At 51.8% G+C, this 24,322-nt stretch carries 26 protein-coding genes; 8 read left to right on the top strand and 18 right to left on the bottom strand.

The features are described from left to right. Positions 1 to 187: 187 nt before the first annotated feature. Complete coding sequence (gene cysE / locus VHA_RS02375; protein WP_040528079.1) at positions 188 to 1,033, top strand: serine O-acetyltransferase; 846 nt, start codon at positions 188 to 190, stop codon at positions 1,031 to 1,033. Positions 1,034 to 1,114: 81 nt separating this feature from the next. On the opposite strand, the gene pfkA is transcribed toward cysE, so the two are convergent. The 3 genes from pfkA to VHA_RS02360 form a co-directional block, all read right to left on the bottom strand. Then, on the bottom strand, positions 1,115 to 2,077 hold the full coding sequence (gene pfkA, locus VHA_RS02370; protein ID WP_005501449.1) for a 6-phosphofructokinase: 963 nt from the start codon (positions 2,075 to 2,077) through the stop codon (positions 1,115 to 1,117). Between the two features lie 259 nt (positions 2,078 to 2,336). Further along, entirely contained in the window at positions 2,337 to 3,233 is an 897-nt protein-coding gene (fieF, locus tag VHA_RS02365; RefSeq protein WP_040528038.1) for a CDF family cation-efflux transporter FieF, read from the bottom strand. A 147-nt stretch (positions 3,234 to 3,380) separates the two neighbouring features. Beyond that, positions 3,381 to 3,863, bottom strand: a complete 483-nt coding sequence (locus VHA_RS02360) for a CpxP family protein (RefSeq protein WP_005501447.1) — start codon at positions 3,861 to 3,863, stop codon at positions 3,381 to 3,383. 180 nt (positions 3,864 to 4,043) lie between these two features. On the opposite strand from VHA_RS02360, the gene VHA_RS02355 reads away from it, so the two are divergent. Next, a complete protein-coding gene (locus VHA_RS02355; protein ID WP_040528077.1) occupies positions 4,044 to 4,739 on the top strand; it encodes a response regulator in 696 nt (231 codons plus the stop codon). Then, positions 4,739 to 6,112, top strand: a complete 1,374-nt coding sequence (gene cpxA / locus VHA_RS02350) for an envelope stress sensor histidine kinase CpxA (protein ID WP_005501439.1) — start codon at positions 4,739 to 4,741, stop codon at positions 6,110 to 6,112. The genes VHA_RS02355 and cpxA overlap by 1 nt, the downstream gene beginning before the upstream one ends. 25 nt (positions 6,113 to 6,137) lie before the next feature. Here the strand turns inward: cpxA and VHA_RS02345 are convergent, their stop codons facing one another. Both VHA_RS02345 and tpiA read right to left on the bottom strand, forming a co-directional pair. Continuing rightward, on the bottom strand, positions 6,138 to 6,602 hold the full coding sequence (locus VHA_RS02345) for a tRNA (cytidine(34)-2'-O)-methyltransferase (protein ID WP_040528036.1): 465 nt from the start codon (positions 6,600 to 6,602) through the stop codon (positions 6,138 to 6,140). A 112-nt stretch (positions 6,603 to 6,714) separates the two neighbouring features. Next, complete coding sequence (gene tpiA, locus VHA_RS02340) at positions 6,715 to 7,485, bottom strand: triose-phosphate isomerase (protein WP_005501436.1); 771 nt, start codon at positions 7,483 to 7,485, stop codon at positions 6,715 to 6,717. Between the two features lie 280 nt (positions 7,486 to 7,765). Between tpiA and VHA_RS02335 the strand changes: the two genes are divergently transcribed. Then, entirely contained in the window at positions 7,766 to 8,113 is a 348-nt protein-coding gene (locus VHA_RS02335) for a 5-carboxymethyl-2-hydroxymuconate Delta-isomerase (protein WP_005501435.1), read from the top strand. 67 nt (positions 8,114 to 8,180) lie between these two features. Here the strand turns inward: VHA_RS02335 and VHA_RS02330 are convergent, their stop codons facing one another. The 5 genes from VHA_RS02330 to glpK form a co-directional block, all read right to left on the bottom strand. Next, positions 8,181 to 8,519: a DUF3135 domain-containing protein gene (locus VHA_RS02330; protein ID WP_005501434.1), complete on the bottom strand. Its 339-nt coding sequence runs from the start codon at positions 8,517 to 8,519 to the stop codon at positions 8,181 to 8,183. A gap of 283 nt (positions 8,520 to 8,802) precedes the next feature. After that, positions 8,803 to 9,546, bottom strand: a complete 744-nt coding sequence (locus tag VHA_RS02325) for a ferredoxin--NADP reductase (RefSeq protein WP_005501433.1) — start codon at positions 9,544 to 9,546, stop codon at positions 8,803 to 8,805. A 38-nt stretch (positions 9,547 to 9,584) separates the two neighbouring features. Next, entirely contained in the window at positions 9,585 to 10,202 is a 618-nt protein-coding gene (locus tag VHA_RS02320) for a helix-turn-helix transcriptional regulator (protein WP_005501432.1), read from the bottom strand. Positions 10,203 to 10,408: 206 nt separating this feature from the next. Next, a complete protein-coding gene (gene glpX / locus VHA_RS02315; protein WP_005501431.1) occupies positions 10,409 to 11,416 on the bottom strand; it encodes a class II fructose-bisphosphatase in 1,008 nt (335 codons plus the stop codon). Positions 11,417 to 11,572: 156 nt separating this feature from the next. Continuing rightward, the gene (gene glpK / locus VHA_RS02310) at positions 11,573 to 13,078 is read right to left on the bottom strand and encodes a glycerol kinase GlpK (protein ID WP_005501430.1); all 1,506 of its coding nucleotides are present in this window, start codon (positions 13,076 to 13,078) and stop codon (positions 11,573 to 11,575) included. 143 nt (positions 13,079 to 13,221) lie between these two features. Here glpK and VHA_RS02305 point away from each other — a divergent pair, with 143 nt between their 5' ends. Both VHA_RS02305 and zapB read left to right on the top strand, forming a co-directional pair. Beyond that, on the top strand, positions 13,222 to 13,446 hold the full coding sequence (locus VHA_RS02305; protein WP_005501424.1) for a hypothetical protein: 225 nt from the start codon (positions 13,222 to 13,224) through the stop codon (positions 13,444 to 13,446). A gap of 232 nt (positions 13,447 to 13,678) precedes the next feature. Then, positions 13,679 to 13,921 (top strand): cell division protein ZapB, encoded by a 243-nt coding sequence (zapB, locus tag VHA_RS02300; protein ID WP_040528033.1) that lies wholly within the window; start codon positions 13,679 to 13,681, stop codon positions 13,919 to 13,921. A gap of 57 nt (positions 13,922 to 13,978) precedes the next feature. Here zapB and rraA read toward each other — a convergent pair whose 3' ends face one another. The 7 genes from rraA to priA form a co-directional block, all read right to left on the bottom strand. After that, positions 13,979 to 14,464, bottom strand: coding sequence for a ribonuclease E activity regulator RraA (rraA, locus tag VHA_RS02295; protein ID WP_005501422.1), 486 nt, complete (start codon positions 14,462 to 14,464; stop codon positions 13,979 to 13,981). Positions 14,465 to 14,608: 144 nt separating this feature from the next. Next, positions 14,609 to 15,514 carry a 1,4-dihydroxy-2-naphthoate polyprenyltransferase gene (locus VHA_RS02290; protein ID WP_040528032.1) on the bottom strand — a complete coding sequence of 302 codons (906 nt, stop codon included), beginning with the start codon at positions 15,512 to 15,514 and terminating at the stop codon, positions 14,609 to 14,611. Between the two features lie 143 nt (positions 15,515 to 15,657). Continuing rightward, the gene (gene hslU, locus VHA_RS02285) at positions 15,658 to 16,992 is read right to left on the bottom strand and encodes an ATP-dependent protease ATPase subunit HslU (RefSeq protein WP_005501420.1); all 1,335 of its coding nucleotides are present in this window, start codon (positions 16,990 to 16,992) and stop codon (positions 15,658 to 15,660) included. A gap of 13 nt (positions 16,993 to 17,005) precedes the next feature. Next, positions 17,006 to 17,530, bottom strand: a complete 525-nt coding sequence (gene hslV, locus VHA_RS02280; RefSeq protein WP_005501419.1) for an ATP-dependent protease subunit HslV — start codon at positions 17,528 to 17,530, stop codon at positions 17,006 to 17,008. Between the two features lie 138 nt (positions 17,531 to 17,668). Beyond that, positions 17,669 to 18,226 carry an SPOR domain-containing protein gene (locus tag VHA_RS02275; protein ID WP_005501418.1) on the bottom strand — a complete coding sequence of 186 codons (558 nt, stop codon included), beginning with the start codon at positions 18,224 to 18,226 and terminating at the stop codon, positions 17,669 to 17,671. A gap of 81 nt (positions 18,227 to 18,307) precedes the next feature. Further along, entirely contained in the window at positions 18,308 to 19,336 is a 1,029-nt protein-coding gene (gene cytR / locus VHA_RS02270) for a DNA-binding transcriptional regulator CytR (protein ID WP_226926545.1), read from the bottom strand. Positions 19,337 to 19,496: 160 nt separating this feature from the next. Next, on the bottom strand, positions 19,497 to 21,692 hold the full coding sequence (priA, locus tag VHA_RS02265) for a primosomal protein N' (protein WP_005501416.1): 2,196 nt from the start codon (positions 21,690 to 21,692) through the stop codon (positions 19,497 to 19,499). 249 nt (positions 21,693 to 21,941) lie between these two features. Between priA and rpmE the strand changes: the two genes are divergently transcribed. Together rpmE and VHA_RS02255 are read left to right on the top strand one after the other, a co-directional pair. After that, the gene (rpmE, locus tag VHA_RS02260; RefSeq protein ID WP_005501414.1) at positions 21,942 to 22,154 is read left to right on the top strand and encodes a 50S ribosomal protein L31; all 213 of its coding nucleotides are present in this window, start codon (positions 21,942 to 21,944) and stop codon (positions 22,152 to 22,154) included. 423 nt (positions 22,155 to 22,577) lie between these two features. Beyond that, complete coding sequence (locus VHA_RS02255) at positions 22,578 to 23,834, top strand: malic enzyme-like NAD(P)-binding protein (RefSeq protein ID WP_005501413.1); 1,257 nt, start codon at positions 22,578 to 22,580, stop codon at positions 23,832 to 23,834. A gap of 76 nt (positions 23,835 to 23,910) precedes the next feature. On the opposite strand, the gene metJ is transcribed toward VHA_RS02255, so the two are convergent. Further along, the gene (metJ, locus tag VHA_RS02250; RefSeq protein ID WP_005501412.1) at positions 23,911 to 24,228 is read right to left on the bottom strand and encodes a met regulon transcriptional regulator MetJ; all 318 of its coding nucleotides are present in this window, start codon (positions 24,226 to 24,228) and stop codon (positions 23,911 to 23,913) included. Positions 24,229 to 24,322: the final 94 nt, after the last annotated feature.

Below are 24,322 nucleotides of genomic sequence, written 5' to 3'. Positions count from 1 at the left end.
GGGCGAAGGTCTCGCGTTTTTAATTTGCGACAAACCAGGGACGGAAGGCCATTCCATCCGTTTGGCGAAGCCATTGCCTTGGGTTGTTTGGCGTTCTATGTCACACTTAGGTTAAGTTTCATCGCAACACCTCATGGATAAAGAGGTGGGCGAACGCAATGTTATGACAGAAGATATGGGTATCAGAATGCAAAGGATGTGCGGTGAAGGCCGCGATAAAACGTGCCAGCAGGAAAAAGTCTGGCAAGCCATTAAGCGGGAAGCCAAAGAACACTCTGAGCGTGAACCCATGCTCGCAAGCTTTTTCCATGCCACGATCATCAAACATGATTCACTGGGTGGTGCACTGAGTTATATTCTCGCCAACAAACTGGCAACGCCCAGCATGCCCGCGATGGCGGTGCGTGAAGTGATAGAGGAAGCGTATGCCGGTGATAGGTGTATTGTGGAATCGGCAGCGTGTGATATTTGCGCCACAGTCGAGCGTGATCCCGCGGTTGAACTTTACTCTACGCCCTTGCTGTACCTGAAAGGCTTCCATGCACTCCAGGGATTCCGTGTGGCAAACTGGTTATGGCGCCAAGGCCGCCGTGAGTTGGCTGTCTACCTGCAAAACCAGATATCTGTTGCCTGTCAGGTCGATGTGCACCCGGCAGCGACCATTGGCCGAGGCATCATGTTTGACCATGCCACTGGCATCGTCGTTGGTGAAACCGCGGTGATCGAAGATGATGTTTCTATCCTTCAGGATGTGACTCTGGGTGGTACCGGTAAAGAGTCGGGCGATCGTCACCCGAAAATCCGCTCGGGTGTCATGATTGGCGCAGGCGCGAAAATCCTCGGTAACATTGAAGTGGGGGAAGGGGCGAAAGTGGCAGCCTGCTCTGTTGTGCTGATCAACGTACCGCCACATACGACGGCCGCTGGTGTACCGGCGAAAATTGTTGGTGCGCCGAGCAGTGATAAGCCGTCTTTGGATATGGATCAGAAGTTTAAATGCAGCCAGACGTTTAGCGAAGGCGACGGCATTTAATCGCCAACTGTGTTATGCACAAAAGTGACAGGCACAAAAAACGGAGCTCAAGTGCTCCGTTTTTTACCGCCAGTGGCTCATTTAGAACAGTTTGGCCGCGACTTCGTATAAATCTTTACGGAATGGGCGGCGCATGTTGTCGATGGCATCAGCGATGTCATGATGAACCAAGTTATCATTCTGGACACCCACACAACGGCCACCTTCACCATTGATCAGCAGTTCTACCGCATATGCGCCCATACGGGACGCCAGAATACGGTCGAATGCACGTGGTTGGCCGCCGCGCTGGATATGACCGAGAATGGTGGCACGGGTTTCACGGCCCGTTTCGGCTTCAATGTATTTCGCCAGTTCGTTGGTATCGGTCATCAGCTCAGTGATAGCAATGATCGCGTGTTTCTTGCCTTTATAGATGCCTTCTTTGATCTTCGCCAGCAGGTTTTCTTTATCCAAGCCAGTTTCCGGAGTGATAAGATATTCACACCCACCAGCAATAGATGCTGCCAGGGTCAGGTCGCCACAATGGCGGCCCATCACTTCGACGATAGAGATACGCTGATGGGAAGAGGAGGTATCGCGCAGGCGGTCAATGGCTTCAACAACCGTATTCAGTGCTGTCAGGTAACCAATGGTGTAATCAGTACCTGGGATATCGTTGTCGATGGTCCCCGGCAGACCGATACATGGGAAGCCCATCTCGGTCAGCTTCTTCGCGCCCATGTATGAACCGTCACCACCGATCACAACTAGAGCATCGATGCCGTGCATCTTCAGGTTCTGGATGGCTTGCTGGCGCACCTTTTCTTCTTTGAATTCAGGGAAACGCGCTGAACCCAAAAAGGTGCCGCCTTTGTTGATAATGTCTGACACGCTGGTGCGGTTCAGTTTCTCAATGCGATTCTGGTGCAGGCCTTGATAGCCATCGTAGATACCGTAAACATCCAGACCTTCGCTCAGTCCGGCACGAACAACGCCACGAATCGCTGCATTCATACCTGGGGCGTCACCGCCACTGGTCAAAACACCAATTTTACTAACCATGGTTACCCTCTGACTTTGGGAATTGAAATTTCAAATCCATATACTCTGTGTTGGCGCAGTCATCCCACCCCTGCTTTGCAGTGAAAGTCTTAGCGGGTAACGCGGGTTTGCCTCAACATTCGAGATGTGCCAGTTTAGCTTGCCGACACACCGTTTGAAACTGTAACTTTCTTACTTATGAAAGACTATTACAGTTTAGATAACATTTTTCGTTGATAAATATCAGTAACCGTTGCAAATAATCGTGTTCTCGCGTGTATTAAATTTGCTCTCGGGGAGATTTTCCTACGATTGAGACCGGATCCTGGTGAATCAGGATATCTGCGCCCGGATAGGCGATTTCTAAGCGGTCTTCCACCGCGTCTGCAATTCTGTGGGCGTCAACGAGCTTCAGGTTGTCATCAAGTTCAAGGTGAAGCTGGATAAAGCGGGTTGCCCCTGCCTGACGGGTGCGCAAGTCATGTACCCCTTCTACACCGGGGACTGTGGAGGCCAGTGTGTAAATTTTCTCCTGATCGTCGATTGGAAGCTGACGGTCAAGCAGTGACTGTACCGCGTCATACGCCATTTTAAAGGCACTGACCAGAATAAAAATCCCAATACCGATAGCGAAAATGGCATCTGCCACCGGAAAGCCATACCAGGCCAGGCCGAGGGCGACAATAATTGCGATGTTCATCAATAGATCAGATTGATAATGCAGTGAGTCGGCAGCAATGGCCTGGCTGCCGGTTTTACGCACCACCCATTTTTGGAACAACACCAGTACCGCGGTAATGATTGTCGCAATACCACTGATCAGGACACCGGCTTCCGGATGGTGAAGTTCTGTGGGCTTAAACAGGCGTTCGACGCCATTAAGCAACAGGAAACAGGCTGAACCGACGATAAATGCTGACTGCGCCAGAGCGGCCAGTGATTCTGCCTTCCCATGCCCGAATTTATGCTCTTCATCGGCCGGTTGCAGGGCGTAACGCACCACCACCAGATTGGTGACGGAGGCCAAAAGGTCGATCAAAGAATCGACCAGTGATGCCAGTAAGCTGACAGAACCAGTATACCACCAGGTGAAAAGTTTCATGAAAAGGAGAAAGGTGGCGGTCAGGGTGGCTGCCCAAGCAGCGGCCTGAACGAGTCGGGCGTATTTCTCTGTCATAACCATCATCAATATAAATGCACTGGGGGCAGTATAACGTTTTTTTAGAGGGATTTAACGTACTGGCAGGAAAGGTAAAACCCATGCGATACAGGGAAAGCATGGGTTTTTGATGGGAGACTGGTTGCTGGAGGCGTCGCGATACTCTTACATGTTCTTTTGTATGCACTTTTCCATGCGCGCTGACATGTTCGCCATGTTCTCTTTTACCTGCGCTTTTTGTTCAGGGGTAAGGATGCTTAGCATTTGATGTTTCCTTTGCAGCATTGCGACGCGTCGCTCAACTTGCTGGTCAACCATCTTTTCTGCCAGTGCGCGGACAGCCGCTTCATCAAAGTTGTCGGCCAACATCAGTGCTTGCATTTGCTGGCGTTCAGCCATCATTTGAGCATGGAATTCTGCCCTGTTGGCTTGCATGGCTTCCCGGTTCTGCTGGCGCAGGGCTTTCATTTCTTCTTTCTGCGCGTCTGTGAGGTCGATACCACGCAACAGGTGCTTACCCATCATGTCTTTACCGCCATGCATCCTTTCATCACCGTGGTGTTTACCGCCAAATGCCATCGCAGACACTGAACCTATCATTAAAGGCAAAGCAATAACTGCTACAGCAATACGTTTTGAAAATTTCATGGTGTCCTCTCCGGTTTTTGTTTGTGTTACTTGATGGGAGCTACTTTACCCCTTGGGATGTAAACCGGTGTGATTGCTACGTAAAGCAATGTAAAGCCGGGTAAACCTAAGACTTACACATGGAATCACCGTGTTGAATGGCAGATACTAACGATGATGAAACCGTATTGGGCACACCACATGGCAAACATTCTTCTTATTGATGACGACACAGAACTGACCAGCCTGCTTCACGACCTGTTGGAGCTGGAGGGCTATCAGGTTGAGATTGCAAACAATGGTCAGGAAGGGCTGGATAAAATCAGTGATCAGACAGATTTGGTCTTGCTGGATGTGATGATGCCGGTACTGAATGGGATGGAAACCCTGCGCCGCCTCCGTGATAGCTGGGAGACACCTGTGCTGATGCTGACCGCCAAAGGGGAAGAGATCGATCGCGTGATGGGCCTGGAGCTGGGTGCTGACGATTACCTGCCGAAGCCGTTTTCTGATCGTGAGCTTTTAGCGCGAATGCGCGCCATCCTACGCCGCACCGCCAAACATGGCGAAGGAAAACGCAGTGAAGAGCCAAATGATAAGCTGGTATACCAGGATATCGTCATTTATCCCGGCAAAATGGAGGTCTATTGTCAGGCTCAGTTGATTGATATGACCGGTACAGAAACGGCGTTATTGGCCTACCTTATCAAGCAACCAGGCTGTGTAGTGGCGAAGGCAGATATCAGCCTGAACGTGTTGGGCAAGCGTCTGGCGCCGTTTGATCGTGCTATCGATATGCATATCTCCAACATCCGAAAAAAACTGCCGGAGCGTGAAGATGGCAAACCGCGTATTAAAACCCTGCGCGGTCGTGGCTATTTGCTGGTGGAGGCCTAATGAAATTGCCGACGATCAAGAGCCTTTATGGTCGCATTTTTGCTATCTTCTGGCTGACATTGCTGCTGGTGTTGATTGCGGTGTTGTTTGCCCAGCACAGCGATCCCCGCCAGCAACACACTGTGCCGCCATCAATGAAAATGGAGTTCACTGAACTGTCTAAAAAGATCTCGGCGGAAGTATCCACCATGCAGGGAACGCTCAAGCAAAAACTGATCCGGTTACAAAGAATGCAACCGGATCGTACGCCGGTGAAATTTTACTTCACCACATTGGACGGTGAGCAGCTGGTGAGGGGACACCACGGCAGCAGCCGGATGTTGAAAAACTTCACCTCACTGGCGGATGACCCTGATGAACCGGTGCAACGCCTGTATGGCCGCTGGATGTTGGCGGGGCCCTTCCTGATTGAAGACGGCAGTGCGCAGGCACTGATGTATGTCGGTAAATTATGGCGGGAAAAACCGCCATTTTATGTACAAATCCTCGATCGGCCTTTCCAGTTGTTGTTGGTTACGATGGCAGTCAGTACTCCCTTGTTGCTCTGGTTGGCGTGGGCGGTCACCCGTCCGGCTCGCAGGCTGCAGGCGGCGGCTGAACGGGTCGGGGAAGGGCGTTTTGAAACCGACCCTTCGCTGGAAACCGGGCCGAGGGAATTTAGCCAGGCCGGTGCGAGTTTTAACCAGATGGTGACTGCGCTTAACCAGATGATCAGTGGTCAACAGCGTCTGCTGTCAGACATTTCCCATGAGCTTCGTTCCCCGTTGACCCGTCTGCGCATGGCCAATGCACTGGCTATTCGAAAACAGGGAGAAAGTCCTGACCTCGCCCGCATCGATACTGAAGCTGAGCGGATGGAGCAGATGATTGCTGATTTACTGTCGCTGTCACGCATGCAGCTCAACAGCCATGCGGAGCGCGACGTGTTCACACTGCCAGAACTTTGGGGAACCCTGTTGCAGGACGCGGAGTTTGAAGCGCGCGAAAGTGGAAAATCTCTGGTGTATGACACGATTCCGGATGCGCGCATCGAAGGGAATGGAAACCTCTTGTGCAGCGCGTTGGAAAATGTGGTGCGCAACGCCATCAGATACGCGGAGGCCAAGGTGACGGTGTCGTTTTCGCTGGCCGGACGTGAGTTAGCTGTCAGGGTCAGTGACGATGGGGAAGGTGTGCCGGAGGAGATGTTGAGCGATATTTTCCGGCCTTTCTATCGTGTATCGACCGCACGGGACAGGCAAAGTGGCGGCACCGGGCTTGGGCTGGCGATCACCGACAGTGCCATGCGCCAGCACAGTGGCAGTGCCAGCGCGTCGATCAATGAAAATGGTGGCCTGACAGTCTTGCTCTCATTAAAGCTGATGAATCAATAAGGCGGCGATAAACGGCTTTTGCTGTTTATAAGCCCCCTTTGAATCCCAACTGGCGCCAGGCTTCATAACAAACGACAGAGACTGAATTGGCCAGGTTCAGGCTGCGGTTATTGGGTAACATCGGGACACGGATCCGGTGGTCTGGTGAAAAGGCATTCCGTATGTCGTCTGGTAATCCCGATGTTTCTGAACCGAACAGGAATACGTCACCTGCCTGATAGTTGATATCCGAATGTGGACGGCTGCCTTTGGTGGTACAGGCAAAGATGCGGCGATCACCCATAGCGTCCAAGAATGTTGCGTAATCCGGATAACGGGTAATATTCGTCAGGTCATGGTAGTCGAGTCCGGCCCTGCGCAGTTTTTTCTCTTCGAAATTGAAGCCTAGGGGCTCAATCAAGTGAAGCTTACAGCCCGTGTTCGCTGCAAGACGAATAATATTGCCGGTATTTGGGGCAATCTGGGGTTCATGGAGTGCAATATGAAACATGGATGCAGACTCGCCAAATAGAAAAGCGCAGTATAGCGGGCGGATATAGGCGGATAAAGCAGAAACAAAAAAGGAGAAGCCGGGGCCTCTCCTTTTCTTCATATAGGGGAAATTACGCTTTTGCTTGTGCGGCAGCTTTCGCAATCGCGGCAAAACTTGCGGCATCCAAGGCTGCACCGCCGACCAGGGCACCGTCGATGTCTGGCTGTGCGAAGTAGGCGGCGGCGTTTTCAGGCTTAACAGAACCGCCATACTGGATAATGACGTTCTTCGCCACGTCTTCGCTTTTCGCTGCAATGTGCGCGCGGATTTCTGCGTGGATACGCTGTGCGTCTTCTGCTGTTGCCGCTTTACCTGTGCCGATCGCCCAGATTGGCTCGTATGCGATCACGGCGCCGTTCAGTGCTTCAACGCCCTGGGTGTTGATCACGGCGTCGATTTGGCGTGCACACACTGCCACGGTTTCGCCTGCTTCGTTCTGAGCTTCAGATTCACCGATACACAGTACAGGCACCAGACCGTGCGCTTTCAGGAAGGCAAATTTCTTGGCGACAAACTCGTCAGACTCTTCGTGGTATTGACGGCGTTCAGAGTGACCAATAATGATATGGGTCGCACCAAAGTCTTTCAGCATCTCCGGAGAAATATCACCGGTGAACGCGCCGCTTGCATTCACGTCAACGTTTTGAGAGCCCAGCAGGATTTTGCTCTCTGCCTTGCCCAGCAGCTGCTCTGCCAAATCCAGGTACATCACTGGTGGTGCGATAGCAACGTCTACACCTTCAACGTCAGCCAGTTGTGCGTCCAGGCCTTTGATCAGATCTGTTACCATGGCTTTGCTGCCGTTAAGTTTCCAGTTACCCATTACCAATGGACGGCGCATAGGGAATTCCTCCGTAATCCAATTATCGATATTCAGTTGCGGAAACAATAGCAGCACCGCTGCCAGCGTTTCCTGTCCAAAATCATAAACGTCATCGTTTGTACTTGTTTTATGCGCAAATGTGAACCTTTGAGTAACAAAATTCCGTTATTAATTTTCGGATTGGGCTACCTGCGAGAAAAACGAAGCGGTGTGATCTGGGGAGAATATTCTTCTCTCCAGTAACAATCGTCCGAAATGCTGGGGTAAAGTGGCTCATTATCGTAACAAGGAGTGAGTTATGCCCCATATTGTCATGGAATACAGCGACCCGGTTTCAGAGCGGGTGAGTATTGGCCAGTTGTTAGAGGGGTTGCACCAGACGGCAATTGGCAGCGGTGTTTTTGGCGCCAGTGATGTGAAGTCCCGCGCTTATGCCTGTCATGACTGGTTGATTGGTAAGCAGGATGATCAGGAGAACTTTATCCACATTACCCTGTGGTTGCTCGATGGGCGGAATGAGGAACAGAAGCGCAGTCTCAGCCATGCATTGCTGGATGTGGTGCAGCAACACGCATCAGACGTGGCGAGTTTAACCGTAGACGTGCGGGATATGGACAGACGTTGGTACGCGAAAGTAGCGCGTTGATGCGAAGAGGTCGACGTAAATGCGGAAGGCAAAAAGGGGCGGTAGCAGACTACTGCCCCAAATGGGGTTAGCCTTCTATCGCAACCGTGGCCTGATTGTGTTTGGGGTGTAATGTGGTGACGGTCGCACTTCGCTCTGTCAACGCCGCGGGGTTATTCACTGCGGTTGCGAAGCGATCAAACTGGCGCATCAGCTCTTTCATCAGCAGTGTGTTAACGTGGTGAGGGTTTTTCCCCGATGCAATCACCCGGTTGATATGGCTCATCTGTGCCCGCAGTTGTGGCTGCATGTGCTTACAGGCGCTCTCAATGATCGCTTCGCTCATTTCAAGCCGCAGTGCTTCCAGCGCGTGTGGGTCGCTCTCTGCTAACGTTTTTAATTCGTCAAATGAAGGCAAGGTTTTCATGGCATGACTCCTCTGGCTGCGCATGACTTGCCTTTGACTATACGGTTAAAAAATAAGCGCTCAATTGCGTAAATGCCTCAATAATGAGACGTTGAGTGTTAACTGCTAAGGTGTGTTTTGGCTTTGATACAGGTAATTGATTGATTGTGACCTAAAACACGGCATACGGTATTAGGGTTTCTCAATGATAAGAATTGCGGTGAAAGTGTTTGGCGTTTTGTTTGTTGAGGGAAAAACCGTGCACTTTTCCCTCCTGAGGCGAATAGGCCGGGGCCGCAAAAGGTTACCAATATTGCTCGGTAGTGATGTTACCGGGTTTACGGCGAAGGTTTTTCTCCAGCCCTTTGTCGAGCAAAATGGCACGGACATCCTTGACCATCTGAGGGTTACCACACAGCATGACCTGGCTTTTCTCTGCGGTCAGTTTGAGTCCCACCACACGTTCCAGCAAGCCATCTTCCAGTGCATGGGTTATGCGTCCTGAAAGTGCGCCGGCTTTAGGCTCCCGGCTGACAAAGGGTTGCACGATGATTTGATCGCTACGTTTTTGTTTTAGCCCGTTAATTTCGGCCTGATAGCTCAGATCCGCAGAGAAGCGTACGGCATGAACCAGTACCACTTTGCGAAAGCGTTGCCAGACCTCGTCCTGCTGCAGAATCGACAGGAAGGGGCCAATTGCCGTGCCGGTGGACAGCATCCACAAATCTTCGCCTTTCGGGATTTCATCAAGAGTAAAAAAGCCACTGGCCTCTTTAGTGATAAGAGCCGTTTCACCGGCTTCCAGGGCATGCAGTCGGGGTGACAATAAACCATCAGCAACCCGGGTCGCATAGATTTCGAGGTATTTGCTGTTGGGAGGATTGACGAAAGAATAGGCGCGCTGAATGATTTTCCCGTCGATTTCCAAGCCAAGCTTGGTGAATTGCCCGGCAATAAAGGGATCAACGTCGGCGTCGAGGACGAGGCTGAACAGATCTTTATTCCAGCGACGGTTTTCAATAACTTTCGCTTTGATCCAGGTGGCCATACATCCTCCTCATGCAATCCATAATGTGTGTGCAGTGACTATCGTGATTGAACCCTATAAATGCAACGGCGTTGTCCTTCGATAATGTGTTCTTCCCGCGTGATCTGATAGTTATCGCCTAAAACGGTATGGAAAATATTTTTCTCTGATTCACACAGCATCGGGCAGCGCTTGGCGGCCTGGCAGATAGGGCAGTGATTTTCGATCAGCAGGAAGCCGTTATCCACTTCCTGCAGCTCAGCCATGTAACCTTCACTCTCTCTAAGATACGCCAAGGTTTCAAGTTTAGCCTTCAAATTATGGCAATCTTTGAGCGCATCACGATAATGCTGTAATGTTTTTTCCTCGCGCTGGGCAATGACTTTTTTGAGTCCCGCTTCGCCAAAAAGAGATTCTACCGAATCAATCACAGAGACAGCCAGATCACCATGGCTGTCAGCAAAACGGCGGTGACCTTCTGCGGTCAGTGACCAATGGCGGGTTGGACGGCCGACTTTGACGCGAATATCGCTGAAATTGACTAAGCCTTCATCTTCCATGGTTTGCAAATGTTGGCGGATCCCCATGGTGGTCAGGCCCATCTCGTCCGCAAGCACACGTGCGCTGACCGCGCCTTCACGTTTTATCTTGTGCAGGATTTTATCGACTGTTTTCATTGCGTCTTTGTCACGGTTCCAGATGTGTCATTATGTGTGGATGTGGCTAAATAAAGCAATGTCTTTACTTATTTAATGATGACTCGCACCGTCCTTTTACGCTTTGCTACGTTCATGGGAAGGCAGGTCCTGAAATGGCGATGAAAAAGGTATGGGAACAAAAAAAGCACGCCGGAACGTGCTTTTACCCATTTTATGGTGAGGGATCAGAGGATATTTGCCTTCACCGCATCGTCTTTACGATCCAGATAATGGGTCGATTTAATGCGGCGGATAGTGCGGCATTTCCCCCGGACAAGCAAGGTTTCGGTGGTAGCGATATTGCCTTTGCGGGTAATGCCTTCCAGCAGATCACCTTTAGTGATGCCGGTGGCGGAGAAAATCACGTTGTCGCTGCTGGCCATGTCTTCCATTTTCAGGCGCACGTGGGTGTCGATGCCCATTTCCTTGCAGCGTGCGATTTCCTGCTCACCGAGACGGCGGTTTTCAGCGTTGTCTTCTTTTACTTCATGACGGGGCAGCAGACGGCCATTCATGTCACCCCCCAAAGCGCGGATCACGGCGGCAGACACCACCCCTTCCGGTGCGCCGCCGATGCCATACATCACATCCACTTCGCTGTCTGGCATACAGGTCAGGATAGAGGCCGCCACGTCGCCGTCAGGGATCGCAAACACCTTGATACCCATCTGCTGCATTTCATGGATGGTCGCATCATGGCGAGGTTTTGCCAGCGTAGTCACCACCAACTCGTCGAGCGATTTACCCAGTGCACTGGCGATGTTGATCAGGTTGTCGCGAAGTGGCAGCTCGATATTGATAACCCCTTTGGCTTCTGGGCCTACCACCAGTTTCTCCATGTACATGTCTGGGGCCTTAAGAAACGTGCCTTTCTCACCGGCAGCCAGTACGGCCAGCGCGTTGGACTGGCCCATGGCGGTCATGCGGGTTCCCTCAATCGGATCAACGGCGATATCGACAGCATCGCCGCCTAAGCCCACTTTTTCGCCAATGTAGAGCATCGGCGCTTCATCGATTTCGCCTTCACCAATCACAATTTCACCGTCAATCTCGGTGTTGTTCAGTAAAACGCGCATTACCTCAACCGCAGCGCCGTCAGCTGCGTTTTTATCACCGCGGCCCAGCCACTTGTAACCTGCCAGTGCTGCGCCTTCTGTGACGCGTGAAAAAGCCATCGCCAAATCGCGTTTCATTCTAACTCCAGAGAACTTGATACATGAATGTGGGAGAGTGTTACCGGGGAGGACGCCGACAACAAAAAACTCGGCGCGGATTCTACCATAAGCAAGAGGAAACGTTTGCGTTTTTAAGGCAAGTTGCGCCTTTCTGGGGGAAAGGCGCAATGTCGGTTAAGGTCGCTCCCAGCCTTTGGCACATTCAATGGCGCGTTGCCAACCCCGGTGACGGCGTTCGCGTTTGCCGTCGTCTTCGCACGGGGTGAAAACCCGGTCAATTTGTGCTTTGTTTTTCAGCTCGTCAATCGAGTGCCAATAGCCAACGGCAAGACCCGCGAGATAGGCGGCTCCCAGTGCGGTGACTTCGGTGACTGTTGGCCGTTGAACTTCGGTGTTCAGCACATCAGACTGGAACTGCATCAGGAAATTGTTAGCCACGGCCCCGCCATCGACTTTGAGGAAATCGAGCCTGATCCCGGAGTCGGCCTCCATGGCAGTCAGTACATCCAGTGACTGGTAGGCAATACTTTCCAGAGTGGCACGGATTATATGGTTGGCATTCACACCCCGGGTAATACCGACAATGGTGCCGCGAGCATACGGATCCCAGTGCGGGGCGCCAAGCCCAGTAAATGCTGGCACTACATACACCCCATTACTGGTGTCAACCTTGGTGGCAAAGTATTCTGAGTCTTTGGCATCGGTCAACAGCTTCATTTCGTCGCGTAACCATTGGATGGATGCGCCGCCCATAAAGACAGCGCCTTCCAACGCATAAACAACATCGCCCGTTGGGCCGCAGGCAAGGGTCGTTAACAGACCATTTTTTGAGGTGACTTTCTCTTTGCCGGTATTCATCAACAAAAAGCAGCCAGTGCCATAGGTGTTTTTGGCTTGCCCAGCTTCCACGCACATCTGGCCGAACAACGCGGCTTGCTGATCGCCCGCGATCCCGGCGATTGGCACCCGGGTGCCGCCTTTGCCACCCAGATTAGCCTTGCCGTAAACCTCTGATGACGATTTCACTTCCGGCATCATCGACGATGGAATACCCAGCGCCTTGAGCAGGGTTTCGTCCCACTCGAGGGTATTGATGTTAAATAGCATGGTGCGGCTGGCGTTGGTGTAATCGGTGACATGGACGCGTCCCTGAGTCATCTTCCAAATCAGCCAGGTATCGACAGTACCAAACAGCAGATCCCCTTGTTGCGCCAGTTCATGGGCCCCGTCGACATGATCCAGAATCCATTTGATTTTGGTACCGGAGAAATAGGGGTCGACCACCAGCCCTGTGTTCTCACGGATGTAATCTTCCATGCCATCGGATTTGAGCTGTTCGCAAATTGGGGCGGTGCGGCGGCATTGCCAGACGATAGCATTGTAAATGGGTTTGCCGGTATGGCGGTTCCAGACAATGGTGGTTTCACGTTGGTTGGTGATGCCGATGGCGGCAATTTCATCAGAGCGAATGCCGGCTTTTCCCATGGCTTCGACGAGCGTGGCAGTCTGGGTGGCATAAATTTCCAGTGGATCGTGTTCTACCCAGCCGGTTTGGGGATAGATCTGGGCAAACTCGCGTTGGGCGACCGTAACAATATTGGCATCGTGGTCAAGGATCACGGCGCGTGAGCTGGTGGTTCCTTGATCCAGGGCGACAATATACGTTGGCTCGGTGCTCATGGGATCTCCTTGCGGTTTATTGAAAGCTTAGCGTTATCTGCCCTGATACATCAGGTAACAGGATACCTTGCCAAGGTAATCAGGGGGAGGTATAGCCACTTTATCGGGGAAACCAATTTCGGAAAGCCATTAAGGAGTAAAATGTGCGTTCGCTCATTATTTGTTCTTTTTTGAGTGATTTCGAGCATTTATTCCTTGATGTTGAGCTTGATGTTGAGAAAGGGGTGAAAAATCCAAAAGAAAAGGCTGACAGTGAACTGACAGCCTGGCCGAATCCGGCAAGTCTTGGAATACTCCAAGGAAGATACGATCTTTGCCAACTTAACACGACGGTTTTGAATAAAAATTGTGCAATATCGCATTTTTAGTCGTATTAGTGCGTATTGAGGCAGAGCCTCCTCCAATAAGGTTTTTGAGGGAGCGTTGGAGCTGCTGTTTTTTTGTTCGCTTGTGACTGAAATAGGAAATCCAAAGGTGCGACATTGGTCAGGCACAGTTAGAATAGCTGCTGGGGCGCTCAAGGGCAGAAGCCAGAGATGGCAAGCCTTGGCGAGAAAATTGCGCAATGCGCTTATAAGTTGGAACAGATAGGTGGCCTTGATGTCATTGGAAATTTTAGAGCAGCTTGAAGCCAAAGTTCAGATGGCAGTAGACACAATTTCGTTGCTGCAAATGGAAATCGAAGAACTGAAAGAGAAAAACGAAACATTGGGCCGTGAAGCGGAGACTATCCGTGAAAGCCGTGAAGCATTAGAGCAGGAAAATGCGCGGCTGAAGGCTGATCAGGAAGCATGGCAACAACGCATTCGCAGCCTGCTCGGTAAGATTGAAGAAGTCGAGTAAGCCCAAACAAAAACAGAGCCAATTGGCTCTGTTTTTCTCTCTGCGTTTGACACAGGACTATTCGATATCAATCGGTTCCGGCGACAGGATAACGCCTGTGGTGTCGGCATACAGATGATCTTCCGGCAGGAATGTGACCCCACCAAAATTGACCGGCACGTCTACCTCACCAATCCCTTGGGTATCCGCACCAACAGGAATCGATGCCAATGCCTGGATACCGATATCCAGTTCATCAATAGCGTCAACATCGCGTACACAACCGTACACCACGATGCCTTCCCAGTTGTTTTCAGCTGCCAGTGTGGCAATGTCAGCATCAATCAGTGCACGGCGCAGCGATCCACCGCCGTCGACCAGCATCACGCGGCCTTGACCGTCCTGTTCGGCCACTTCACGAATCAGTCCATTGTCTTCAAAGCATTTGATGGTCGTCACCTGACCGCCGAACGAGCTACGACCGCCGTAGGAGCTCATCATAGGCTCAAGAACATCCACCTGATCCAGGTACATGTCACACAGTTCAGAGGTATTGTATTCCATAATCAGACTTCTCTTTGGCAATTAGTGGCCGAATCGTTGTGGCGCGGGCTTAAGCCTCGCGTCACCCTAAGCAAAAAAGTATACGACAAGCCGGGGGTTTGCAATGACTGACGGCACAAATCCTCTGGCCGTCAATCCCGTGTATTAATGAAGTAGGATGCCTGCTGCAAATAATGCGTTGGTCAGCAGCGCGACCTGTACCATGTCTCCCATCATCGGACGCAGGCTCTCTCCATCCGGTGACGTCATGACGGCATAACCATGTTTGATGGCCAGTGGCAGGACCAATATAAACAGCCAGCCGTGCCATCCCACAGGTTGTATCAGGGCAAACAGGGCGAAGCAGGCAAAGGCTGTCGCAAGCAAAATCTGGTGGTAGGTACGGCCCCATTTCGGCCCCATGCGCACTACCAGAGTATGTTTGCCACAGGCTCGGTCATTGTCGATATCACGTAGGTTATTAATGTTCAGCACACCGACGGCCAGCAGGCCGCATGCGGTGGCTGGCAACAAGACGATAGTATTCAGCGTTCCAGCCTGTAAATAGTAGGTGCCGGCCACACCCAGCCAGCCAAAAAAAATCAATACTGATAGATCGCCAAGCCCTTTATAGCCATAGGGTTTGTTGCCCACGGTGTAGCAAATGGCGGCTACGATGGCCAAGGCGCCAAGGCCAACAAAGCTCAGGATGTCTGTGGCGTTGTCGAAAGCAGTTAATATCAGGGTCGCCCCAACAGTGACGGTCAGTATCACATTGACAGCCATGGCTTTTTTCATGGTCTGCGGTGTGATCAGGCCTTGTTGTATGGTGCGTTTGGGACCAAGCCGGACTTCGTTATCGGTGCCTTTTACTGCGTCACCGTAGTCATTGGCAAGGTTGGACAGGATTTGCAGTAAGAGTGCTGTTACTAGAGCCAATGCCGTCAGGGTAAAGGAAAACTGTGCAGTTTGCGCTGCAACGGCACTGCCACACAAAATACAGGCAATGGCCAGTGGCAAGGTTTTGGGACGTGCGGCATCGAGCCAGGTTTTGAGAGTAGATGAGGACATAGCCTTGGCATTGAATGAGTTAACGCAGAGAGCATTATTGGTGTTTTTTCGGTGGGGGGCAATAACAATCCCCACACTGGGAAATATCTGCCATAAGAAAGGGCAGCGATGTGCTGCCCTCGGTGAGTTTTTTTGCCGGATGCTTACAGGATAAAGCGGCTCAGATCTTCGTCGTCAACCAACTCTTCCAGACAATTGCGTACATACTCGGCGTCGATTTCGAAAGACTCGCCACCGCGTTCGCTGGCGCTGAAAGAAATCTCATCAACCAGACGCTCCATCACGGTGTGCAGGCGTCGGGCACCGATGTTTTCTGTTTTCTCATTCACACGCCAGGCGGCATTGGCAATCTCTTCAATACCGTCTTCGGTAAAGGTCAGGTTGACATCCTCGGTGCCCATCAGCGCTATGTATTGCTCGGTCAGTGACGCATTCGGCTCGGTCAGGATACGTTTGAAGTCAGACGCAGACAGGGCTTCCAGTTCAACACGGATAGGAAGGCGGCCCTGAAGCTCAGGGATCAGATCTGACGGTGATGCCACCTGGAATGCTCCCGAGGCGATAAACAGGATGTGATCTGTTTTTACCATACCGTGCTTGGTGGATACCGTGCTGCCTTCGACCAGCGGCAACAGATCGCGTTGTACACCTTCGCGTGACACATCCGGGCCCGAGCTTTCACCGCGCTTACAGATTTTGTCAATTTCATCGATGAACACGATGCCGTTGTTTTCCACCGCTGCAATGGCTTGTTCTTTCAGCTCTTCATGATTAACCAGCTTGGCCGCTTCTTCTTCGGTGGCTGCTTTCAGGGCATCTTTCAGCTTCATTTTGCGCTTTTTCGATGTGGTGCCACCACCGAGGTTCTGGAACATGCTTTGCAGCTGGCTGGTCATTTCTTCCATGCCAGGAGGTGCCATGATCTCCATGCTCATTTGTGGTGCTGCCAGATTAATCTCGATTTCTTTATCGTCGAGTTTGCCTTCACGGATTTTCTTACGGAAGCTCTGGCGGGTTGCAGAGTCAGCTTTGGGCTCATCAGACTGGCCCCAGGCATCACGTGGTGGCGGCAGCAGAACATCCAGAATACGCTCCTCCGCCAGCTCTTCAGCGCGGAATTTCACTTTTTCCATCGCCTGCTGGTGGGTCATTTTAATCGCCACGTCTGTCAGATCGCGGATGATGCTTTCCACTTCTTTACCGACATAGCCGACTTCGGTGAATTTGGTGGCTTCAACTTTGATAAATGGCGCATTCGCCAGCTTGGCCAGGCGGCGGGCAATTTCGGTTTTACCCACACCGGTGGGTCCAATCATCAGAATGTTTTTTGGGGTGACTTCTGCACGCAGCTCTTCATTAAGCTGCATACGGCGCCAGCGGTTACGCAGGGCAATCGCCACCGCGCGTTTGGCTTTGTTCTGACCGATAATGTGTCGGTCCAATTCGGATACGATTTCGCGTGGGGTCATTTCAGACATGCTGGATCCTGCTTTAATAATCGAGTTCTTCAATGGTGTGGTGCTGGTTGGTGAAGACACAGATGTCACCAGCAATGGTCAGGGATTTTTCAGCAATCTCCCGGGCATCCAATTCGGTATTTTCAAGCAGTGCGATTGCTGCCGCCTGGGCAAAGTTACCACCAGAGCCGATGGCAATCAGGTCGTGTTCCGGCTGTACCACGTCACCGTTACCTGTGATGATCAGTGAGGCGGTTTCATCGGCGACCGCCAGCAAGGCTTCCAAGCGGCGCAGTGCACGGTCAGTCCGCCAGTCTTTGGCAAGTTCAACGGCTGCTTTTGTCAGGTGACCCTGATGCATTTCCAGTTTGCGTTCAAAACGCTCGAACAGTGTGAACGCGTCTGCTGTACCACCGGCAAAGCCTGCCAGTACCTTGTTGTTATACAGACGACGGACTTTACGGGCATTGCCTTTCATGACGGTATTACCCAGTGACACCTGGCCATCGCCGGCGATCACTACTTTGCCGTTGCGGCGAACAGAAACGATAGTTGTCACGGAAGAACCTCTACTTTTCTTTCTGGTTATTACCAGTATGGGTTGTTACAGCAAAGGTGGGGACGGGAGACAATAAATTCAAGGGCAAAGCACTGCGTTGCCCTCTAACTGTTCAAAATCAGTTCAGCGTCAAAATCATCAGTCCCAGTACCAGATGGCGCAAGGCTCAATTCCCGCACGGCGCAGCAGGTTGCGGTCTCGCTCAGCATCCCGTTTCATGGGATAAGGCCCCAACACCACACGGTACCATAGCCCTTTTTCACCCTGACTGGTTTTAATGTGGCTTTGCAGGCCCTGAAAGGCAATTAAGGCTTTACGCTCGTCAGCCTGACTGGCACTGCGGTAGGCGCCACATTGCATCAGGTATGGGCGACTGGGTTGTTCAGGTTCATTGGCTTCCACCTTCACTTCCTTGTTTTCCAGCTCTTCGATGTAGCTCCACTTCTCCTCAGGTTTCGGTGGTATCACTTCTCCGTCTTTTGGCTGGGGGTTGGTTGCCGGCCGGGTTTCCACGACGGGTTGGGCAGGTGGCTCGCTGGTAGAGAGGTAGTAGAGACCATAACCAAAGCCCACGACCAGAAACAGCGCAACGAACGCCCATTTCAACGGGAATACCGGCTTGGGTGGTTGTTTTTTGGTATTTCGGGTCGGTTTCCGTGGCGCTTTGCCACGTTTGACGTAATCTCTGGTTGCCACTGATTCTGGTATCTTTTCTGCTCAATGAAGGCTATATGGTACTGGCTTGTGAAGACACACGCCAGTACCGGTCAAGTCCGATTATCGTGAAGGGGGGGCGACACTCTCGCGGATCACCAGTTGTGCATCAAGCAGGCGTGAACCTGCTTGCACATCGCTGCCTTTCAGGATCTTCAGCAGCATTAACATTGCCTGACGACCAATGTCATAACGTGGCTGGGAGACAGTAGTCAGCGCCGGATCGCAATATTCGGCGAACTGGATATCGTCAAAGCCGACGATGGAAATGTCATGCGGAACGCGGAAACCCAGACGTTTTGCCTGCTGCATGGCGCCAATTGCCATCACATCGGAGTGACAGAACACCGCAGTCGGTGGTGTAGGTAGCGACAGCAGGGTAGTCATGGCACGGGCACCAGCCGCGAATGTAAAGTCACCGGTCACAGTATATGCCGGGTTAATGGTTATCCCGCCACGGCGCAGTGCTTGCTGGTAGCCCTGTACGCGGAATTGGGTTAATGCGGCATCTGGGTTTCCGGTGATCTGTGCGATCTGCTTATGGCCAACTTGGGCCAGGTAGTTCACGGCTTCAAATGCCGCTGTCAGGTTATCGATGTGAACGGTTGGCAGTTCCAGTTCGGGGGCATATTCACAGGCCATGACCAAAGGGGGCAGGTTCTTCTGTTCGGGTTTGCTGACGTCAAAAGGGAGATCAGTACCTAAAAGGAGCATACCGTCAGCTTGCTTGGTGAAAACCAGGCTCACAAAAGAACTTTCACGGCTTTCCTGTTGCCCACTGTCACCCAGCAGCACAAGGTACCCGTTTTCCATTGCTGCTTCTTCGATACCACGAATGATTTCTGTGAAATAGGGATCGCAGATATCAGGGACGATAGCGACGATGGTTTTTGATTCATTACGACGTAAGTTTCTTGCCAGCGAGTTGGGGCTATAGCCCGCTTCCATAACCGCTTGCTCAACTTTTTTGCGGGTAGATGCCGAGACTTTTTCCGGATTCATCAGTGCGCGGGATACCGTCGCGGTTGAGACGCCGGCCAGATGGGCAACATCCTTCATTGTCGCCATAGTGTCATTCCTCTTTCTCGTTATGATTGGCGATGCTTCCCAGAGGTGACCGGGACCTTCAGCAACGGGACAATGTTTGTCCACTTGCCTATCTTAATCTGATGGCGATGTATTAAACACGGTCATGTTAACAGTAATTACAAGAATACCGTGATCTCGGTCGGTTTAAGTGAATGAAATTGCATCAGCTCATGTCTTGCGGTTCGATGTCGAGTGACCAACGGACTTTTTTCGCCAGTGGAAGCTGTCGGATAGCGGGCAGTGCCATCGATAATCTTTGTTGTAAAATCCGGCGGTTAGGTGCCTGGAAAACCAATTGCCAGCGGAATCGTCCGGCCCTGCGGTGAAGCGGTGCCGGTGCCGGACCCATGACGGCACATTCATCATCAGGGATCGGCGTGGCCTCAAGCACGGTACGCGCCTGATGCAGGAATTGTTCGACCTCACTACTGTGGTGGGCTTCTGCCCGGATCAGGGCGAAATAACTGAACGGAGGCAAGTGGGCCATTTTCCGCTCATTGAGTGCATCAGCGGCAAAACTGTCATACCCCTTGCGGACCAGTGATTGCAGCAAGGCGTGCTCGGGGTGGTGGGTTTGCAGCAGCACGTACCCGGGTTTGCTGGCGCGTCCTGCGCGGCCGGCAACCTGGATAAAAAGCTGCGCCAGCCGTTCTGGCGCCCTGAAATCATTGCTGAACAGCGCGCTGTCGACGTCTACCAGAGCCACCAGGGTAACGTCGGGAAAATGATGGCCTTTTGCCAGCATCTGGGTGCCAATCAGAATGTGATATTCCTTGTTGTGAATTGCATTGAGGTAGGCTTCCAATGACCCTTTCCGGCGGGTATTGTCGCGATCAATACGGATGGTTTTGTATTCCGGGAACAAGGTTTCAAGCTGGGCTTCAAGTTGCTCGGTACCCACCCCGACACTGATAAGCTGTGTTGAGCCACAGCTTCCGCACTGGTGCGGGATGGGGCGTTGTGAGCCACAGTGGTGGCAGCGAAGCTCATGACTGCTCTGGTGCAGGGTGTAATAGGCATCACAGCGCTGGCACTCTGCCAGCCAGCCGCACTCATGGCACATCATGGCCGGGGAATAACCACGGCGGTTTAAAAACAGCATCACCTGGTTGCCTTGCGACAAGTGCTTTCGCATCTCGGCAATCAAAGGGGCGGACAGCCCGGCTTCCAGATAGAGGCCCCGAATGTCCAATACGCCATTCTGGGTTTTCAGGGCATTCCCTGCCCGCACGGACAAAATCAGGTGATGGTATTTCCCGGTTTTTGCGTTATGCAGGCTTTCAAGGCAGGGGGTGGCAGAGCCCAGCACCACAGGAATGTTTTCCTCATGCCCACGCATCACTGCCAGGTCGCGGGCATGATAGCGGAATGAATCCTGCTGTTTATAGGATGCGTCATGCTCTTCATCAACGATGATGATGCCGAGGGACTTGCAGGGAGTAAACAGGGCAGAGCGGGTGCCGATAATAATCGCAGCCTCATTGTCGCGTGCGGCAAGCCAGGCATTGAGGCGTTCGGTGTCATTTAATGCGGAATGCATCACCACGACTGGCACGTTAAAACGGCGTTTAAAGCGGTTGATGGTCTGTGGTGTGAGGCCAATCTCCGGCACCAGGATCATCGCTTGCTGGCCACGTGTTAACACCGGTTCCAGCAGGTTTAGGTATACCTCGGTTTTGCCAGAGCCAGTCACCCCTTCGATAAGGTAACAGGCAAAGTCAGGATTGGCATTAATCGTGGCAACCGCCATGGCCTGTTCACTGTTCAGCCTAGGCTTTTCTTCCATCACTGCATAATCTGGCTGCCAGGGTTTGGTGGGCTGGGCGTTGGTGGTTTCAATCCAGCCTTTTTCCTCCACCGCTTTCAGGACAGCAGCAGTCAGGTCTTCTTCCAGCAGATCGCTGTGTGCCATAGCACCGTGGCGAAGCAGGGTCAGCACGCGTGCTTGTTTTGGAGCGCGGGAGAGTGATGACAGCGGCTGTGTTTTCCCCGTTTCAGTCAGTTGCCAGTATCTCTCGCGCTCCCGGGTGGCCGGTTTGCCTTTGCGCAGCGCGCCTGGCATCACGGTAGCCAGTGCATCACCGAGTGGATACTGGTAGTAGCCACTTGCCCAGTTCAACACTTTATATAGAGGTGGCGTCCAAAGTGGTGAGGTGTCCAGCACGGCATTGATGGGCTTGAGTTGCTCAAGAGGAAAGTCTGAGCTATCAGTCAATGCCGTGACGACGCCCACTTTATATTGCTTGCCGAAAGGCACGCGCACACGTCCTCCCACGACAGGCCTTTCACCGGCAATGCAGTAATCGAAGGTTTTGTATAGCGGAACGGGCAGCGCCACCTGGGCAATCGTTGGGGTCATGGTGCGATAACGCTTAGGCAATCAGACAAGGTTGGCGACAGTGTACCCATGCTGTTGGCAGGCGCAAAGGCTGGCGGTGATTTTCTTTGGCATCGCGCGGTGATGACCGGTGAAAATGAATTGAACAAAAAAGTTGCGATCGACGGTCACCTTGATTAGAATTTCGCGCCTTACAAACTGTTTGTTAACGACGTGTGGTGCCCGATAGGCTCGGGAGAGCGACACGGCCTTAGATTAGAGGTTATCCCTATGAAAGCTGGTATCCATCCAGAATACACCGCAGTAACTGCAAAATGTTCTTGCGGTAACACTTTTGAATTCAAAACGACGCTGGGTAAAGACATCAACCTGGACGTATGTGACAAGTGCCACCCATTCTACACTGGCACTCAGCGCGTAGTTGACACCGGTGGTCGTGTTGACCGCTTCAAGAAACGTTTCGGTGTGCTTGCTAGCAAATAATTGTGCGATTCATAATGAAAAAAAAGGGTGCGAAAGCACCCTTTTTTGTTTCCTGATACCGCTTGTAAGACCTTTTGCATAATGGAGTGTAAGTAGACTGAGACAGTTTTTCCAAGCGAAAATAATCAGGCATAAATCCTTGCTGGTCCTGCGATTCGCGCTGCGTTAACATTTTAACTCTCTATGTCTTCGGCTCAATGACCCGAAACGGTGATGCGTGTCTTTTGTTTGAGTCCACTAGACTCAATAGAGGGATACATCAGTGCCAGTGTAGGGAGATCGGCAAGATACAGAAACATGGGAATGCGCATATTCCGCCACTTGTTGATATGGGAAGCCCTGCTTGCGGGAACCATCATCAGCAAGGTAATGGGTCAGGCAGAGGGCCCTTTTAGCCAATAACAATGAAATCAGGAACAATACATGTCTGAAGACAAACGCCAACAGGCACTGGACTATCATGCGTATCCGGTGCCGGGTAAAATTTCCGTTGAACTTACCAAACCTGCTGATACCGTTGAAGATCTGGCGCTGGCTTATAGCCCAGGCGTGGCTGAGCCGGTCCGTGAAATCGCACAAGATTCTGATAACGTTTATAAATACACCGCCAAAGGCAACATGGTGGCCGTGATTTCAAACGGCACCGCGATTTTGGGTCTGGGCAACCTGGGTCCACTGGCATCCAAGCCAGTAATGGAAGGTAAGGCGCTGCTGTTCAAGCGGTTTGCAGGTCTAGATTCTATCGATATTGAAGTCAAACACCGAACTATCGAAGAATTCGTCGACACCGTTGCCAATATCGCTGACACCTTTGGTGGCATTAACCTGGAAGACATTAAGGCGCCGGACTGCTTTGAAATCGAAAAACAATTGATTGAGCGCTGTAATGTGCCGGTATTCCATGACGACCAGCACGGCACAGCGATTGTGACCGCGGCGGGTATGCTCAATGCGCTGGAGCTCCAGGGCAAAGACATCAAAGAAGCCATGATTATCTGTCTGGGCGCCGGTGCGGCAGCGGTAGCGTGTATGGAACTTCTTATCAAATGCGGTGCACAGCGTGAGAAAATCTACATGCTGGACCGTAAGGGTGTGATCCATACCCGCCGTGATGACATCAACGAATACAAGCAGTTGTTTGCCAACAATACCGACAAGCGCACACTGGAAGACGTGATTGAAGGCGCGGACATTTTCCTGGGGGTATCAGGCCCGGATTTGCTGCCGCCGGAAGCACTGAAGCTGATGGCAGATAAGCCTATCGTGTTTGCCTGCTCGAACCCGGATCCGGAAATCAAACCGGAGCTGGCCTATGAAGTGCGTGATGATCTTATCATGGGTACCGGTCGTTCTGATTACCCGAATCAGGTTAACAATGTGCTTTGCTTTCCGTTCATTTTCCGCGGTGCGCTGGATGTGCGTGCCAGCCAAATCAACGATGACATGAAACTGGCAGCAGTGGAAGCGATCCGTAGCCTTGCCAAGGAACCAGTGCCGGAAAGCGTCTTAAAAGCGGCGGGTGTCGATAAACTCGAATTTGGCAAGGATTACATCATTCCAAAACCGATGGATCCCCGTCTGTTGCCTCGCGTTGCCAAAGCAGTAGCACAGGCAGCGGTAGACTCAGGCGTTGCGCGTATTGATATGCCTGAAAACTACATGGCCGACAAAGAAATCTAAGGGTTTTCAACCATAAATAAAAAAACCAGCTACTCGGCTGGTTTTTTGTTTGTATCCTGTCGCAGCGCTAACGAAATCAATACTCTTCTTCGTTAAACTCGATGCCAAGTTCTTTCATAATACGCTTGGCTTCAGCCGGTACGCTATCGCTCTTATCCTTGCGAATATCATCATCCGTTGGCAGTGGCTGGCCGGTATAGGCATGCAGAAATGCTTCACACAGCAGTTCACTGTTGGTGGCATGGCGCAGATTGTTGACCTGGCGACGAGTACGTTCGTCCGTCAGGATTTTAAGCACTTTCAGCGGGATAGAAACGGTGATCTTCTTTACCTGCTCTTTCTTTTTACCATGCTCGGCGTAAGGGTTAATATATTCGCCATTCCAGTCTGCCATTGTTCACCTTCTTTAGCAGTTTAGGTTCTAAATCGCTGCCAACGCCGGAAAACACAACCCAGGTTGGATGAAACCCAAATTTTAGCGATATTAA

Source organism: Grimontia hollisae CIP 101886 (genome assembly GCF_000176515.1).
Classification (GTDB): Bacteria; Pseudomonadota; Gammaproteobacteria; order Enterobacterales; family Vibrionaceae; genus Enterovibrio; species Enterovibrio hollisae.
The sequence above is the reverse complement of the archived record's forward strand: the minus strand, read 5'-3'. Positions and strand labels throughout refer to the sequence as shown.